General features: G+C 33.9%; 18 protein-coding genes. 5 read left to right on the forward strand and 13 right to left on the reverse strand.

The window, feature by feature from the left end; translation table 11 throughout:
* Positions 1–52 precede the first annotated feature (52 nt).
* Complete coding sequence (locus BLR17_RS08425; protein WP_066324328.1) at positions 53–3,412, forward strand: PAS domain S-box protein; 3,360 nt, start codon at positions 53–55, stop codon at positions 3,410–3,412.
* On the opposite strand, the gene BLR17_RS08430 is transcribed toward BLR17_RS08425, so the two are convergent.
* From BLR17_RS08430 to BLR17_RS08490, 13 genes are all read right to left on the reverse strand, one after another.
* On the reverse strand, positions 3,409–4,533 hold the full coding sequence (locus BLR17_RS08430) for an ABC transporter permease (RefSeq protein WP_066324331.1): 1,125 nt from the start codon (positions 4,531–4,533) through the stop codon (positions 3,409–3,411). The genes BLR17_RS08425 and BLR17_RS08430 overlap by 4 nt on opposite strands.
* Before the next feature lie 66 nt (positions 4,534–4,599).
* Entirely contained in the window at positions 4,600–5,706 is a 1,107-nt protein-coding gene (locus tag BLR17_RS08435; RefSeq protein WP_066324337.1) for an ABC transporter permease, read from the reverse strand.
* Positions 5,707–5,718: 12 nt separating this feature from the next.
* Entirely contained in the window at positions 5,719–6,453 is a 735-nt protein-coding gene (locus BLR17_RS08440) for an ABC transporter ATP-binding protein (RefSeq protein ID WP_066324338.1), read from the reverse strand.
* A 4-nt stretch (positions 6,454–6,457) separates the two neighbouring features.
* On the reverse strand, positions 6,458–7,369 hold the full coding sequence (locus tag BLR17_RS08445) for an ABC transporter ATP-binding protein (RefSeq protein ID WP_066324339.1): 912 nt from the start codon (positions 7,367–7,369) through the stop codon (positions 6,458–6,460).
* A 91-nt stretch (positions 7,370–7,460) separates the two neighbouring features.
* On the reverse strand, positions 7,461–8,336 hold the full coding sequence (locus tag BLR17_RS08450) for an HlyD family secretion protein (protein WP_066324341.1): 876 nt from the start codon (positions 8,334–8,336) through the stop codon (positions 7,461–7,463).
* 7 nt (positions 8,337–8,343) lie between these two features.
* The gene (locus BLR17_RS08455; RefSeq protein ID WP_066324343.1) at positions 8,344–9,603 is read right to left on the reverse strand and encodes a TolC family protein; all 1,260 of its coding nucleotides are present in this window, start codon (positions 9,601–9,603) and stop codon (positions 8,344–8,346) included.
* Positions 9,600–10,193, reverse strand: coding sequence for a TetR/AcrR family transcriptional regulator (locus BLR17_RS08460; protein ID WP_066324345.1), 594 nt, complete (start codon positions 10,191–10,193; stop codon positions 9,600–9,602). Before BLR17_RS08460 ends, BLR17_RS08455 begins: the two co-directional genes overlap by 4 nt.
* 59 nt (positions 10,194–10,252) lie before the next feature.
* Positions 10,253–10,447 carry a DUF6132 family protein gene (locus tag BLR17_RS08465; protein WP_066324347.1) on the reverse strand — a complete coding sequence of 65 codons (195 nt, stop codon included), beginning with the start codon at positions 10,445–10,447 and terminating at the stop codon, positions 10,253–10,255.
* Positions 10,444–10,749: a thioredoxin gene (gene trxA / locus BLR17_RS08470; protein ID WP_066324348.1), complete on the reverse strand. Its 306-nt coding sequence runs from the start codon at positions 10,747–10,749 to the stop codon at positions 10,444–10,446. Before trxA ends, BLR17_RS08465 begins: the two co-directional genes overlap by 4 nt.
* Positions 10,739–10,945: a hypothetical protein gene (locus BLR17_RS08475; RefSeq protein WP_066324351.1), complete on the reverse strand. Its 207-nt coding sequence runs from the start codon at positions 10,943–10,945 to the stop codon at positions 10,739–10,741. The genes trxA and BLR17_RS08475 overlap by 11 nt, the downstream gene beginning before the upstream one ends.
* 31 nt (positions 10,946–10,976) lie before the next feature.
* Positions 10,977–11,777, reverse strand: a complete 801-nt coding sequence (locus BLR17_RS08480; RefSeq protein WP_066324353.1) for a methyltransferase domain-containing protein — start codon at positions 11,775–11,777, stop codon at positions 10,977–10,979.
* Positions 11,778–11,892: 115 nt separating this feature from the next.
* On the reverse strand, positions 11,893–12,105 hold the full coding sequence (locus tag BLR17_RS08485; RefSeq protein WP_066324355.1) for a YgaP family membrane protein: 213 nt from the start codon (positions 12,103–12,105) through the stop codon (positions 11,893–11,895).
* A 79-nt stretch (positions 12,106–12,184) separates the two neighbouring features.
* On the reverse strand, positions 12,185–13,603 hold the full coding sequence (locus BLR17_RS08490; protein WP_066324357.1) for an MBL fold metallo-hydrolase: 1,419 nt from the start codon (positions 13,601–13,603) through the stop codon (positions 12,185–12,187).
* A 191-nt stretch (positions 13,604–13,794) separates the two neighbouring features.
* Between BLR17_RS08490 and BLR17_RS08495 the strand changes: the two genes are divergently transcribed.
* The 4 genes from BLR17_RS08495 to BLR17_RS08510 all read left to right on the forward strand — a co-directional run bounded on the left by BLR17_RS08495 (position 13,795) and on the right by BLR17_RS08510 (position 16,808).
* The gene (locus BLR17_RS08495) at positions 13,795–15,126 is read left to right on the forward strand and encodes a cytochrome ubiquinol oxidase subunit I (RefSeq protein WP_066324359.1); all 1,332 of its coding nucleotides are present in this window, start codon (positions 13,795–13,797) and stop codon (positions 15,124–15,126) included.
* A gap of 3 nt (positions 15,127–15,129) precedes the next feature.
* A complete protein-coding gene (cydB, locus tag BLR17_RS08500) occupies positions 15,130–16,206 on the forward strand; it encodes a cytochrome d ubiquinol oxidase subunit II (protein WP_066324361.1) in 1,077 nt (358 codons plus the stop codon).
* 77 nt (positions 16,207–16,283) lie between these two features.
* Positions 16,284–16,502: a hypothetical protein gene (locus BLR17_RS08505; RefSeq protein ID WP_066324363.1), complete on the forward strand. Its 219-nt coding sequence runs from the start codon at positions 16,284–16,286 to the stop codon at positions 16,500–16,502.
* Complete coding sequence (locus BLR17_RS08510) at positions 16,503–16,808, forward strand: type II toxin-antitoxin system RelE/ParE family toxin (protein WP_066324365.1); 306 nt, start codon at positions 16,503–16,505, stop codon at positions 16,806–16,808.
* Positions 16,809–16,983 lie beyond the last annotated feature (175 nt).

Genomic DNA, 16,983 nt, shown 5'->3' on the forward strand with positions numbered 1-16,983 from the left:
TCGCAAATGATTATATTTATCAATGATAATAGATTGACTTATACTTAATTGTATGAAAAAAGAAAATATATCTTATGAAGAACTATTACTTAAACTAAAAAATCAAGAGTTAAAAATACAGGAAATAGAAAAGGATTTAGCAGCTAAAAATAGTGTGTTAAACCAGGTTCAGCAAAATACTAAGGCTTCATCGGTTTTGATTTATTCATTATCGATAAAGAGCGATGGTACTTTGTTTTATTCCTATATTAATGGTGCTGTTGAGGAAATTTACGGTTATAATTTAAATCAAAAAGATAATTTAGCAGCTTTAGTTTTTAAGGAAATCCCATTGAAAGACAAGGAGCATCTCTTGAATTGTATTTTAAGCAGTACAATATCTGAGTTAACTCCTGTTACAATTGAATATTCCTATTTTCATCCTTCTAAAGGATTGGTTTGGCACGCCATGACAGCAACTTCTACCATGGATTCTGAAGGAACTATAGTTAGTTGTGGAGTAGTTAATGATATTACTCAAAGAATTTTGTCGGAACAAAAGATGAATAAAGCCAAACGATTGTATCTTTTTATAAGTCGAATTAATCAGATTATTGTTCGGGTGCAGGATAAAAAACAGCTTTTTAAAGAGGTTTGTAATGTTGCTGTTGAGGTAGGGAAGTTTAAAATGGCTTGGATTGGTTTGATAGACCCGATAACTAAAAACATTATTCCGGTTAGTATTGCAGGAAATGAAGATGGTTATTTGTCTAATGTTAAAACTATATCTACAGATGTTGAACAAAAAACGGGACAAGGACCAGCAGGAATTGCGATTAGACAAGGAAACTATCAGGTTTGTAATTCTATTGAGGACGATCCTATTATGGAACCTTGGAAAGAAGAAGCTTTAAAAAGAGGTTTTCTTTCTTTGATTGCCATTCCCATCAAAATGTTTGATGAAACAATTGGCGTTTTTTTGATTTATGCAGCTGAGAAAAATTACTTTGATGATGAAGAAATTAAGTTGCTAGATAAAGCAGCTTCCGATGTTGTTTTTGCGTTAGAGCTTTATGAAAAAGAGATAATGAGAAAAAAAGCTGAAGAAGCAGTCGGTGAAAGTGAACAACGATTTCATACACTTACAGAAATATCTCCAGTAGGAATTTATAGAACTGATTTAACCGGTTCCACAACATATGTCAATCAACGTTGGACTCAAATAGTAGGAATCGGTTTTGAAGAGTCGTTGGGTAACGGCTGGTATTTTGCCATTCATCCCGATGACAGGGTAAAGCTATACAACGAATGGAAAAAAGTTACTTCTCAACGAATACGATCACTAATTGAATTTCGTTTTGTAAAACCCGATAAAAGTATTGTTTGGGTCATAGGTCAGGCAACTCCGGAAACGAATACCGAAAATCAAATTATAGGTTTTATAGGTACTATAACTGATATAACTGAGAAAAAACAAGCTGAAGAAAAGTTTGTTAAAACCAGTAAAAAAATGGAAGCTATTATCCAGGCTATTCCTGATATGATGTTTGAGATAGATCTGGAAGGAAGAATTTTTAATTATCATTCTTCAAATAATGATTTGTTATTAATGCCTCCTTCTGTTTTTATAGGAAAAAAAGTGGTTGACGTTTTACCAAAAGAAGCTGCTGATATTTGTCATTCGGCATTGAAAGAAGCTTATGAAAAAGGATTTTCCACAGGTAAACAATATACATTGGATTTAGCCAGCGGTAAATACTGGTTTGAGTTATCATTAGCACCAATGAAAGAAGACGAAATGAAAGAACTTCATTTTATAGTTATTTCCAGAGATGTTACAGAACAAAAAAATACCGAAGAGGCTCTGATTAAAAACAAGGAAAGATACCGTGGTTTGCTTAGAAATTTAGAAGCCGGAATTGTGGTTCATGATGCTCAGGGAAATATAATTATGTGTAATAGTAAAGCTTCAGAATTATTAGGTTATAGTATTGAAAAATTAACCTCAAGAAGGAGTGGAACGCTACAATGGAATTTTTTAAAGGAAGATTATTCGGAACTGCCAGTGGAAGATTATCCAATTTCTCAGATTATTGAATTCAAATTACCTATAAAAAATTTCCCATTAGGAATAAAAGATGTAGCTAATGATTCTGTAGTTTGGGTTTTAGTAAGTGGTTTTCCAATGTTAGATGATGAAGGAAATATTCAGGAAGTGGTAATTAGTTTTATAGATGTTACTGAACAACGCAAAATGAATTATGAAATTCAAAAAGCTAAAGAACAAGCAGAAGCTGCTAATAAATATAAAACCGATTTTCTGGCTAATATGAGTCATGAAATTAGAACGCCTTTGAATGGAATTATTGGTTTTACTTCGCTGTTGATGGAATCAAAACTGGATGATATTCAAAAAGAGTACATGCTTACCATCAATGAATCGGCTGCAACTTTGATGGATATTGTGAATGATATTCTGGATTTTTCTAAAATTGAGGCAGGAAAATTAGAACTTAAAATAGAAGAAATCAATCTTTTGGCATTGATAAATCAGATTATTTCTTTATTTCAATATCAGGCCAGTCAAAAACAAATAGAGTTAAAATTGCATATTGATGAAAATGTACCTCGCTTTCTCTTTACAGATTCATTGCGTTTAAAACAAATTATAATAAATCTCATTGGTAATGCTATAAAGTTTACTCAAAAAGGAAAAATTGAATTAGAAGTAAAAACGGTTTTGCCACTCGAAGAAGGTTTTGTAAATCTAAGCTTTTCAGTGAAAGACACCGGAATAGGTATCAAAGAACAAAATCAGGCCAGGATATTTCATTCTTTTGTTCAGGAAGATAATTCTATTAGCCGACAGTTTGGTGGAACAGGATTAGGATTAGCAATTTCAAATCAGCTTTTGTCTTTAATGAATTCAAAGTTAGAATTAGAAAGTACTTATGGAGAAGGAAGTCGGTTTTATTTTACTATTCGATTAAAAAAATCGGATAATCAAAATCAGTTAACACTTCAAACGAATGAGGACGCTATGATGAAAAATATTTTTGGTGTAAAAAAAGTTTTAATTGTTGAAGATAATAAAATCAATATGTTTTTGGCAAAAACATTAATTACAAAAATAATTCCTGAGAGTATTATTATTGAAGCAAGAGATGGAGACGAAGCAATTGAACAATACAAAACACAACACCCTGATATTATTTTAATGGATATTCAAATGCCAAATAAAAATGGGTTTGAAGCGACTTATGAAATCCGAAGAATAGAACAGGATCGATTTACGCCTATTATTGCTCTTACAGCAGGAATATTTGTAGAAGAAAAAGAAGAATGTTTAAAATCAGGGATGAATGATTATGTTACTAAACCAATCAATATTTCCGATTTAGAAGCTATTATGTTTAAATGGCTAATGGATTAATTGGTTTTTTTATAACTCCAAACGGCTAAAGAATTAATTACAAAAGCATAGCACGCAATAATAGAAAAAGGTTTAGCTATATCAGAAAAAACAGCTCCTTTGAGCATGACCATCCGGATGATTTCCACAAAATAACTAATAGGATTAACCAAAGTGATTTTTTGTGCCCAGTCAGGCATACTTTCAATAGGAGTGAATAATCCGCTCATCAAAATAAAAATCACCATGAAAAACCAGGCGATAAACATGGCTTGTTGTTGGGTTTCGGTATAATTTGAAACTAATAAGCCAATGCCCAGAACCACCAATAAATAAACCGAAGTAAACAGATAAATCAGACCAATATTCCCTAAAATAGGAATATTAAAAACCAGTTTGGCAATAAGCAATCCAACGGTCAGAATTACCAATCCCAATATCCAAAACGGAAATAATTTACCAATGATGAATTGGTGTTTTTGGATAGGTGTCACATTAATTTGTTCCAATGTTCCTATTTCTTTTTCCCGAACAATATTCATAGCCGACAAAAACAAGGAAAGCATGGTAACCAGTAAAACTAAAATCCCGGGAACCATCAGTGTTTTGTAATTTAAGGTGTTGTTGTACCAAAAAGAAGGAATACTGATAATACTTTGTGGCTGAATATAAGAAGCATCGTTGTATTGATAAAGCTGACTTTTTATGTTTTGATTGAAACTATTGATGATTTGGCTGATGTACACATTTTCAATTCCGGCCGCAGCACCGTCAATGGCGTTAATGCTTACGGATAAATTTGTTTTTTTATCTGTTAAAAGATTGCGTTCAAAATGGTTTGGGATTTCTAGTATTACGTCTGTTTTTCCCTTTTGCATTTGAAGGTTGGCTTCTTTTTTGGAAGCAAAATTTTCAATGATATTGAAATAATCTGACGCTTGAAACTTACTGATTAATTCTCTGGAAGCTTTGGAATGATCCTGATCAATATAAGAAAAGCGAATATTTTTTACTTCAAAACTGGCAGCATTGGATAAAATCAGTAATTGGACAAAAGGCAGCACAAAGAGAATAGGTAGCATGGCTTTATTTCTAAAGATTTGTCGGAACTCTTTTTGTATGATGAATACTATGGTTTTCAAAATCGAAGGTTTAAAATTTTAAAGTTATAATCTGCATTTTGAAATCTAAATTCTGCAATCTTGAAACTATTCCAGTCTTATTTTGTACTTCTTGATGCTTAACAGAATGAAAAACAAAGTCATTCCTATAAGAATCAGGGTTTCTTTCCAAATAATATCAATAGTGGCTCCTTTGAGCATGATGGCTTTGATGATGATGATAAACCATTTGGCCGGGATAATATTGCTGATAATTTGCAAAGGGAGCGGCATACTCGAAATAGGAAAAATAAATCCGGATAAGATAATTACAGGAAGCATTAATCCCATTAAGGACATCATCATTGCGGTTTGTTGTGTCTGGGCAATATTCGAAATTAGGATTCCCAATGAAAGTGCTGTTATGATGAAAAGGATACTTTCGGCGGCCAATAAAAACAAACTTCCCTGAATGGGCATTCCAAAGACAAATACGCCTAAAATGACAATCACGGTGGCATTGATTATTGAAAGAAAAACATAGGGGAATACTTTTCCTAAGATAACCTGTAATGGATTTAGTGGTGAAACAAGTAATACTTCCATCGTTCCCAGTTCTTTTTCTCTGGTAATGGATATGGAAGTCATCATCGCTGAAACTAACATCAAAATTACCGTCATTACTCCGGGAACAAAGGTAAAAACCCCTTTTAATTCAGGATTGTAATACAATTGAGTTTGGGTGTCAATAGAATAGGTTGGAATATTCGTTTTATTGACTTCCTGAATGTAATTTAGCAATATGGCATTGGTATAATTCGTAATGGTATTGGCAATATTAGGATCGGTGGCATCAGTGATGATTTGTACTTTTCCCTGTTTTGCTGTTTGCAGGTTTTTGCTAAAATTATTTTCGAAAATAATAACCGCTTTGACTTTTCCTTTTTCAAATATGGATTGTATTTGCGATTCGCTGTTTATGGTTTGTTCGATATGAAAATATTGAGAAGCACTGATTTTGTTAATTATTTTTTGTGTTTCGCTGTCTTTTGATTTATCCAGAATAGCAATATTGACATTGTTGATTTCATTAGTAATGGCAAAACCAAACAGCATGATTTGTGCAATAGGCATTCCAAAGAGAATAAACATCGAACGTTTATCTCTAAAGATATGGTAAAATTCTTTTTTTATAAAGCCAAGAAACCGTTTCATAGTATTTTGTTTTTATTCAATATTTCGGGCTAATTTTAAAAACACTTCGTTCATGGAAGTTACATTGTATTGCTGTTTTAAATTTTTAGGAGAATCCAAAGCTTCAATTTTTCCTTCGACCATAATGGAAACACGGTCACAATATTCGGCTTCATCCATATAATGTGTGGTGACAAAAATGGTAGTTCCTTTGTGGGCTTCGGCATAAATCATTTCCCAGAATTGCCTTCTTGTGATAGGATCGACGCCACCTGTGGGTTCATCCAGAAAAACAATCTTGGGTTCGTGTAGCAAAGCAACCGAAAAAGAAAGTTTTTGTTTCCAGCCTAAAGGCAAATCGCCAACGAGTTTGTTTACTTCATTTTCAAGTCCTAAATCGCTAATTAATTGGGTTGTTTTTTCTTTAATTTGATTCCGACTTAAACCATAAATTCCTCCAAAAAAAGTGATGTTTTCTTTGATGGTTAAATCATCGTACATGGAGAATTTCTGACTCATGTAACCAATGTTTTTCTTGACCATTTCGGCTTGGAAATTCACATCAAAATCAGCCACTAAAGCTTCGCCTGAACTGGGTTTGGAAATCCCAATGAGCATTTTCATTGCGGTTGTTTTTCCGGCGCCATTGGCTCCAAGGAAACCGAAAATTTCTCCCTTGTAAACGTCAAAAGAAATGTCATTAACAGCTATGAAATTGCCAAATTTCTTGCTGAGGTTTTTTACCGCTATGATTTTTTCCTGACTCACAATGTTATTGGTTTAAGGTAGTTAAATCCATGAAAACATCTTCGATAGATGTTTTTGAAATGCTAATACTGATTTCAGTATGGTTTTGTTTTTTTAGATAATTTTCTAATTCATTTGGATCGAAATCTTTGTTTTTGTCGATATAATGTATGAATTCCCCAAAAGCATAAACGCTGTATTGACCGGGATACTTTTTTAAATCCTGAATTAATTGATGTGTATTTTTTGTTCGAATATTGTAAATGGTTTTGTTGTATTTCGAAATAATATTCTCTGGAGAATCAATTTTTAAAATACGACCTTTTTGAATCAACGCAATCCGGTCACATAAGGCGGCTTCGTCCATGTAAGGTGTCGATACCAGAATACTGATTCCTTTTTGCTGCAATCGTTTCAGCATTTCCCAAAATTCTTTTCTTGAAACTGGGTCAACTCCTGTGGTGGGTTCGTCCAGAAATAAAACTTTAGGTTTGTGAATCAGGGCGCAGCAAAGTGCTAATTTCTGTTTCATTCCACCCGAAAGTGCGCCTGCTTTTCTATCTTTAAAAGGCTCAATCTGAACGTAAATCTCTTGGATTAATTCGTAGTTTTCTTCGAGTGTTGTTCCGAAAATAGTAGCAAAAAATTCGAGGTTTTCAGCCACAGTCAAATCCTGATACAAAGAAAATTTTCCCGGCATATAACCAATGGAATTCCGGATGGCTTTGTACTCTTTTACAACATCAAAACCCGCTACAGCGGCGCTTCCTTCGTTTGCCAATAAAACAGTTGTCAGGATTCTGAAAAGAGTCGTTTTTCCGGCTCCATCAGGACCAATGAGTCCAAATAATTCTCCTTCTTTTACATCAAAAGAAATGTTGGAAACAGCTACATTGTTTTTGTAGGATTTAGAAATATTTTGGACTTTAATACTCATAATTAATGGCAATTTCAATAACAATTTCAATTAGCAATAGCAATGTATTCTCTAATTTCCAATTTGTACCCACAACTCATAACTCACAACTTTATTTGATCCACATTTCTGCCGGCATTCCTATTTTCAGGCTGCCATCGTTTTTTACTTTTATTTTCACAGCATACACCAGATTCACGCGTTCTTCTTTGGTTTGAATCACTTTTGGAGTGAATTCTGCCGAAGGAGAAATCCATGAAATCGTTCCGGGATAGCTTTTTATTTTTTTTTCAGAATCTATTTTAACGTTGACTTTTTGGGCTATTTTTAGTTGTGGCAATTGGGTTTCGCTTACATAAACGCGCAATGTCATTTCAGAAATATCGGCAATTTTATACAATGGTTTTCCAAAAACAGTTACCTCATTTGGTTCAGCATATTTGGCTAAGACCGTTCCTTTTATCGGATTGATAATGTTGGATTTCTGAATTTGGTCATTGATTTTTTCAATTTGAGCATCAATCGATCGGGCTTCATTAGTAATAGGAGCATTCTGGGTTCCTACACTTTTTATCTGTTCTTTCAGTACATGGACTTTCCCATTGATTTCGTCTACTTGTCGTTGGGTTGCGGCATTTTCGGCAAACATGTTTTTGATTCTTTTTTGCTCAATCAAAGTGGTTTTGAGCTGTTCCTGTAACACGCTGTTTTGTGACAACACATTTTTTGATTTCGAAAAAATGGTGTTTTTAGTAGCTATTAATTGCTGTTTGTTCAGGTATAATTGGGTTGTGTCAATAAGTCCCACCTGGGTGTTAGGTTCTAAAACAGTACCTTCTTCAACAGCAAACGATAGTATTTTTCCATTGGCTTCAGCTGAAATAGTGACTTCGGTTGCTTCAAAATTGCCGTAACCGTCCGCCTTTTCATTTTCTTTATTGCAAGAAATTAAGATGCTAAAAATCAGTAGTATAATTGCTCTTTTCATGATAGTTTTAGTTTCCTTTTGTTATGTTATAATTGGCTTTTGCTAAAAGCAATTGGATTTCATGTAGCTTATAATTGGTTTTGGCCTCATACAAATTGGTAAATTCAACAATATAGTCTGATGCGGTGATGACTCCATTTTTAAGTTGGGCATCTGATGATTTTAAAACGGTTTCTCTCAATGCAATGATTTCTAAATCAGAACTGATAATTTCTTCGAGTTTTTGAATTTCATTGTTCATTTCCTGCAATTGTATGCTGTTGTTTAGTAAAAAAGTCTCTTTTTCGGCAGCAATAATATTTTCAGAAACAGAAAGTATTTCTTTATCTGTTTTTGATTTATTCCAGTCAAATACATTCCAATTGGCTTTCAAGCCTACCATATAAAAAGTCTGGAAAGAATTGTCGAGCATATTCAATCCCGGATTTCCATAACCAGCCTGACCAAAAGCTTTTAATTTGGGTAAATTATTTTTACTGATTGCTGTTTTAGAAATTTCAATTTGTTCGTTTTGCAAATCAAATAATTGCAATTCGGGTCTGTTGTTTTTAGAATTCGAATCTAAGTTTAGCGTGGGTTTAAGTAGAGTAGTGTTTTCGTCCAATGGTGAAGCGGTAAGTATTGAAAGATTTTCTAATGCTCTTTTTTTGTCAAATTTGATTTCGCTAAGTTGTTGTTTGATTTTTAACTCTTCGGCTTCTAAAACTTTTTCGGATGCGGGAAGTAATGCTCCAAATTTAACTCCTGTTTTTACTTCTGTAATTTTAGATTGTAATTGTTCGCGTTTGGCCAATAAAATAGCAGCACGTTCCTGTAAAAGAAATATCGAAAAATAGAGTTGGTTAATTCTGGTTTTAAGCTGGTACAAATTAACACTAACTTGTTGTTGCTGTACTTTGGTTTGTGTTTCTTTAATTGTATTGTTGACTTCTTGCAAGCCGCCATTGTAGATAATTTGGTTGATGTCCAGCGTTGCTCGGTATTGGTCTTTATTCAATGGATTTATAGTCGAATTTGGAATTTTCACAGGCACTTGTGTAACCTCCGATTGATAGGTAGCTTGTGCATTCAAATCGATTTTAGGAAGATAGTCTTTTGCAAGTGTTTGCAATTCTAAATTCTTTTTTTGAGATAACAATTGATTTTGTTTGGCTAAAGGGTAGTTTTTATTGGCCAAAGCATAGCAATCTTCTAAGGTCATTTTTTGTTGTGCCACTGCTAAAAAAGGGACTAAGAATAGCAATAATATGAAGTGAGTTGGTCTCATTTTTTTATCGAGTTAATGATTTCCTGGGCTATGCTCGTTTTTCGTTCTTCCATCATTTGATTGAATTCCAAATCGGAAAGATGCAGAATCCCTTTTACCATAATTTGTGCTGCAAAAGGAAAAACAGTCATCGAAAAAATATTCAGTAATAATTGTTTGGGTTTGATGGTTTTTATAATTCCTGCTTCGATTTCTTTTTCAATTTGGCTAATAAATAGATCAGGATTTGGTCTGTTTGCATGAGTCAGAATCGACATGACAAACTCCGGATTGTTGTTCATTTCCTGAATGACAAATTGGGGCAAAAAAGGATTTTCGATTACAAACGAAATATAATCATGAGTAAACTGAGTTATTTTTTCAAAAACAGATTTTTCCGAATTAAAAATAGTATTGATTTGAGGAGCAAGCTGACTGAAAGCTTTCATAAAAACGGCTTCAAAGAGTTGCTGTTTGTTTTTAAAACAATAATGCAGCATGGCTTTGTTGATTCCTGCCTCATCTGCAATTTCCTGCATGCGCGCTCCGGCGAATCCTTTTTTTTGGAAAACAATCCGGGCTGCATTGAATATTTTTTCTTCAGTAGACATTTTTTAACTGTTTGGTTTAACCTTTTGGTTAATAAAGGTATAAAAAAAAGCAATCGGAATTACTTTTTTTCTTTTTTTATGAGTGAGTTGGTCAATAAGCCTCCTATTAAAGCACCGTAAAGTGTTGCGTTTAAAGGTCTGGAAGTGATTACGCAAGTGCCTGTGATGCATCCCACATATTTGTAATACAAATAACCGCCGATGGCACCAAGGATTATTCCGGTGAGTGTTATTATTAAAGTTTTTTTGTTCATTTCATTCTTTTTTCCAAAATAATATTAACAATGGTGTTTTTATCTACCACACCTGATTGTCTCCATAATTGTTTTCCGTTTTGGAATAAAATCATCGTAGGAACACCGCGTACCTGATACTGTGCGGCAATTTGTTGATTTTTGTCCACATCAATTTTTATGATCGAAATTTGTTCCCCTAATTGGTCTTTAACTTCTTTTAGAATGGGACTTAACATTTTGCATGGTCCGCACCAGGTAGCAAAGAAGTCAACTAAAATAGGTTTTTCAGATTGTATTAATTGGTCAAAATTACTGTTCATCTTTATTTGTTTTTTTAGGTATTGTACATCCGTTTAAACTACATCCTGTATTAAAAATAGCCTGAAACAGGAAAAATGCAGCCATTAGACCGAAAAGTATTTCACGATATTGAAAAGCCTGCTGCAAGGAAAATAATCCAAATAATAAGCGAATCCAACGCATGATATGCCAGTTTGTAAAAAGGAGTTGTTTCATGATTGTATTTGTACTGTTTTATACTTTTTATTTAAGAGATAATTTGTTCCAGTAATTCCTCAGGAATTTCAGTTTTGCTTACTATTAGGATTTCGCTAAAATTAGAATTCATACTTACATTTAAAACGTTTCCCAAAGCTGTAAATTTACCCGATATTGTTTCTGCATAGTCATTAGAAAAGCTCCTTCCAAAGTTGTAAAGTTGGACTATTACAGTGCTGTTTTTTTTAAATTTAAAAAATAATTCTGAATTGGCTCTGGGTGTAGCCGAGTTTTTAGCAATTTCTAATTTTAAAAAACTAAAGGCATCTTTAAAAAGTAGTTCGTATTCTTTTTGGCTTCCGCCAAAAGGAGGACTTACCTCAAAAGTTCGATTGAATAATAAGCCGGCAAGAATTCCTTCTTCGGCTAAAAGTTGGTGCATTTTCCAAACGTATTTTTGACGTAAGAACGGGGGTAGTGCGCAAAAGAAAGTTTGTTCAATAATGAGGTCGTATTTGCCTTTATGATCAAAAAAATCACCTAAAATGATGTTGATATTAGGATTGTTTGCAAACTTTTTTTGTAACACCGCTACTAATGTTGGAGCAATATCAATAACAGTAACATTCGTAAATCCTTTTTCTAAAAGATATTCAGCTTCATAAGTATTGCCACATCCCGGAATTAAAATGCGACTGTTTTTGTTTTCTAATGAGTTAATGAAATTTTGGATGGGTGGCGCAATTTGCCCAAGATCCCATCCTGTTGTTTTAGTTTTATACTGTATGTCCCAGTAATTCTGGTCTAAAGAGCTTTCGCAAGCTGTTGTGCAGCATTGTTCTTTATTCATGATGTTTTTTTGTAGTAATTAAAAAGAAAGCATAAAAGAAGTTTACAAAAAGTAAAAATTAGTTTTTGTACTGTTTGATAAACTTCTGAGATGAACTAGGCAGAGCTGGTTTAGTTTAATGACTCAGTTTCTTTTTGTTGGTATTGATTCCCCAAGGAGTGTACAATGGGCAAAAATTAATAGAAACAGTAATTAAAAGTATAGCAGCAAACGCTAACAAAAAAATACCAAGATTTCCGGTAATAGTGTGTGTAAAATACAAAGTTGCCAGGGTGAGAGCAACAATCACACGAATTGTTTTGTCGGTTTTCCCCATGTTATGTTTCATGATTTCTAAAATTTAAGGGTTAAAAAACGCATCCGATAATAATACAAATTTAGTGATTAATATTCTTAAAATCAATTTGTTATATGTTTAGTGTTTTGCTTTGGCATACAAAGTTTGTTTTAGGGACAGCAGTTTTCGAAATAGCATTAAATCCGCCTTCAATTTCACTGAAATTTCTAAAACCTCTTGCTTGTAAGATAGAAGCAGCAATCATGCTTCGATAACCACCGGCACAATGAAGGAAGAAAGGTTCTTTAGGATTGATGTCTTTAATCCAATCATTGATATAAGCCAAAGGTTTAGAATAAGCTTCCTCTATATGCTCGGCAGCATATTCACTTTCTTTACGAACATCAACAATTTTACTTTGACCAATTTTTACTTGTTTAGCAAATTCTTCTGCATTAATACGGTTTATGGTGTCGATTTCTTTGCCTGCATTTTTCCAAGCTTGAAAGCCGTCTTTTAAATGACCAAGGATATTATCAAAACCTACACGGCTTAAACGGGTTACTGTTTCTTCTTCCTGGTCAATTTCGGTAACTAAAAGAATAGGCTGTTTAACATCAGCAATTAAGGCGCCTACCCATGGTGCAAAATCGCCTTCTATTCCGATATTAATTGATTGTGGAATAAATCCTTTAGCAAATTCTGAATTTTTTCGGGTATCCAAAATTAAAGCTCCTGAATCTTCGGCAATGGCTTCAAAATCTTTTGCTTCAATAGCTTTCATTCCGTGGTTTAAAACCGATTCAAAACTTTCATAACCCTGTTTGTTCATTGCTACGTTCATTCCAAAATAGGCCGGAGGAGGCAATAATCCGTCGGTCACTTCTTTAATAAATTCGGCTTCGGTCATGTTAGCTCTTAAAGCATAATTAGTTGCTTTTTGGTTGCCAATGGTTGAAACTGTTTCCTTGCTCATGTTTTTACCGCAGGCACTTCCGGCACCATGCGCCGGATATACAATTACGTCATCCGGCAAAGTCATGATTTTGTCTCTTAAAGAATGATATAAGGTGGCTGCTAATTGTTCCTGTGTCATATGAGCTGCTTTTTGAGCCAAATCAGGACGACCAACATCACCAATAAACAAGGTGTCACCGGAGAAAATAGCGTGTTGTTTTCCGTTTTTGTCTAATAATAAGAAAGTAGCACTTTCCATTGTGTGTCCCGGAGTATGCAGGACTTTTATTTTGATGTTTCCAATAGTGAATTCCTGACCATCAGCAGCAATTATAGCATCAAATTCAGGTTGAGCAGTTGGTCCGTAAACAATTGGTGCTCCGGTTTCTTTGCTTAAATCCACATGTCCCGAAACGAAATCGGCATGGAAATGGGTTTCAAAAATGTATTTTAGTTTTACATTATCACGCTCTAAACGATCTAAGTAAGGCTGTACTTCGCGTAATGGGTCAATAATTGCTGCTTCACCATTTGAAGTAATGTAATATGCTCCCTGAGCCAGACATCCGGTATATATTTGTTCGATTTTCATAAATATGTTTTTTTAATTTGATACAACAAAGATAAAGCATACTTAAGGCGGATATAGTGACTAAAGTTACACAAAGAATTTCAATTTCAGATTTTTAAAAATGTAGAAAAAACATAAATTTAAGTGTTGTTTTAAGTAGTGTTTTTAGGCCATTTGAGTTAAATTTGTGCTATCAAAAAAACTCCTTTTCAATGGAAGAAATGCTCTTTTATGACCGAATGCAGTTTGCATTTACTATTACCTTTCATTATTTGTTTCCGCAGTTAACAATGGGACTTTCGTTAATTGTTGTTTATTTCAAATGGAAATTCTTAAAAACAAACGATCCACATTATAACAAGGCGACTCATTTCTGGATGCGTATTTTTGCCCTCAATTTTGCTATGGGTGTCGTTACGGGAATCCCAATGGAATTTCAGTTTGGAACCAATTGGGCTAAGTTTTCGGAATTAACTGGTGGGATTATTGGGCAAACTCTGGCTATGGAAGGGATGTTCTCCTTCTTTTTAGAATCTTCTTTTTTAGGGATGTTTTTGTTTGGCGAAAAAATCCTCGGACACCGATGGCATTTTGTAACCGGATTGTTGATTTGTTTGGGGTCTTGGGCAAGTGGATTTTTGATTATTGCTACACATTCCTGGATGCAGCATCCTGTGGGCTATGAAATATTGGCAAACGGAAAATTTGTATTGAATAATTTTGCAGCTTTGTTTACTAATGAGTGGTTGTGGCCTTCTTATTTACACAATCAGGCAGCTTCCATGGTTACGAGTTCTTTTGTGGTAGCAGGAATTGGTGCTTTTTATATTTTGTTAAATAAAAATGTTTCTTATGGAAAGTTGTTTTTGAAAACAGGAGTTATTTTCGGATTGATTTCAAGTATCATTGTTGCGATGCCAACAGGGGATTTATTGGCTAAAAACGTGGTGAAATACCAGCCGGTAACCTTTGCAGCCATGGAAGGAATTTTTCATACAGAGAAAAAAGGAGCCGAAATTGTACTTATTGGGCAACCGGACGTAAAGGACAAAAAACTGGATAACAAGATTGCTGTGCCTAATGTGTTGAGTTTTTTAACTTATGGTAATTGGGATACCGAAGTGAAAGGCTTAGACCAATTTGCAGTAGATAAGCATCCAACCAATATTTCGGGATTGTATTATGCGTATCACATTATGGTGGGCTTGGGAACGCTTTTTATAGGTGTGATGCTATTGGCTGCTTTTCATCTTTTTAAAGAAAGATTATTTAAAACCAAATGGCTTTTGTGGGCTTTTATGTTCTTAATGCCATTTCCATATATTGCAAATACTACAGGTTGGTACACGGCTGAATTGGGAAGACAACCTTGGCTAGTATATGATTTATTGCGCACTGCGGATGGTGCTTCGCCAACAGTTTCCTCAGGAAATACCTTATTTACGCTAATGGGATTTGTAGGCTTGTATGTCTTGTTGGGAATGTTGTTTGCAATCTTAGTTGGAAAAATTATTTATCATGGTCCTGAACCAGTAAAAAAATAAACTATGGAATTCTTTTGGTATATAGTCTTAATAGGCATTTTAGCTACTTATTTAGTGTTGGATGGTTACGATTTTGGAGCAGGAATAATTCATTTGTTTTTTGCCAAAACAGAGAAAGATAAAAAAGCAATTACCAATGCTATTGGCCCTTTTTGGGATGCCAATGAAGTATGGCTGATTGCGGCAGGAGGTGTTTTGTTTTATGCTTTTCCAACTTTATATGCGGCTTCTTTCAGTGGGTTTTATCTGCCTTTGATGATGATTTTGTGGTTGCTGATTTTTAGAGCGGTAGGTTTAGAATTGCGCGGACAAATTCATAATCATATGTGGGAAGCGGTTTGGGATAAAGCTTTTGGAATTGCGAGTTTCTTATTGGCTTTGTTTTTCGGAATGGCATTAGGAAACGTTGTACGTGGGGTGAATCTGGGAATGGTTACAAACGGAGTTTCTACTCAGGAACCACATTTTTTCTTCCTTCCATTATGGAATCCTACATTCAGTCCGGAAGCCGCCGAACTAGGAATTATCGACTGGTTTACGCTTTTTCTTGGGGTAGTGAGTGTGGTGGCTTTGATGATTCATGGAGCCAATTGGATTATTTATAAGACCAATTCGTCTTTGAATACTCAGTTAAAAGAAGTGATTTACAAAATGAATTTTGTGCTGTTGGCGCTTGTGATTGTTTCGCTATCCGTTTGGCACATTATTGAGAAAGAGCCTTTTCATAATTTCTTGGATAATCCATTGCTTTTTATTTTTCCGATAATCTGTTTTGTGGGCTTGTTTGGGCTTTTTAAAGTCAGAACTTTCAAAAAAGACAGAACAGGATTTCTCTTTTCGAGTCTTTTCCTTGTAGGAGGATTTACTTCGACTACGGCTTCTATTTTTCCTGTAGTATTACCGTCAACCAATAAAGTCAATCCATCTTTAACTATTTACAATGTTGCAAATGGTGAATATGCTTTGTCGGTTGGTGTGTATTGGTTTGCTATTGCCTTGGCTTTGGTAATTGGGTATTTTATTATTCAGTACAAAGTGTTTAATGGTAAAATGGATGATGTGGGTTATGGGGAGCATTAAGAAGTATTAAGTATTAAGATGGAGGCTGAGAATGATAGTACTAATTTTTGTAACTTTGAAATTAAGAAATAACAGCTATGGATAGTCAAACTTCAAAAATAGAACTGGTAAAAATGATTCTCAATATTGAGAATGATAAATTCATTGAAAAAATCAAAGATTTCATTCAAAAGGAAACTGTTGATTTTTGGGATGAGTTAAGTTTGTCAGAGCAAAAGGAAATAGCAAAAGGAATTGAAGAATTAAATAAAGGTAAAAGAGTTGAATTCAAAGATTTTTTGAAAAAGATTTCTTAAATGAAAGTGTTTTTGTCAGAACTAGCCGAGAGTAAGCTTTTGGAATTAAATGATTACCTACTAGAAAAATGGAATTTAAAAGTTCGAAATGATTTTATAAAAAAGTTTAGTTCCAAAATCACTCAGATTTCAAATCAGCCCGAAAGTTGTCCTCAATCCTTAAAGTATAAAGGACTTTATAAATGTGTTGTTACAAAACAAACTACTTTTTATTATAGAATACTCAGCGTTAAAAATGAAATTGAGATTATTACTGTTTTTGACACAAGACAAAACCCAAACAAATTAGAAACAGATGTAAAATAAAATAGCATCTGTTTTTTTACTTAAGCTAAAATCCGCAAATTATACTGCGGATTTTTTTATGTAGTTATGTAAAACACATATCGACTGCGCTTGATGTGAAAACGTAAAAGCATTCAAAAATAATTTGTGCTAATCAGCGTAATCAGCGTTTAATTTTTTAGACTATTTTACTTAG

Source organism: Flavobacterium glycines (assembly GCF_900100165.1).
Taxonomy (GTDB): Bacteria; Bacteroidota; Bacteroidia; order Flavobacteriales; family Flavobacteriaceae; genus Flavobacterium; species Flavobacterium glycines.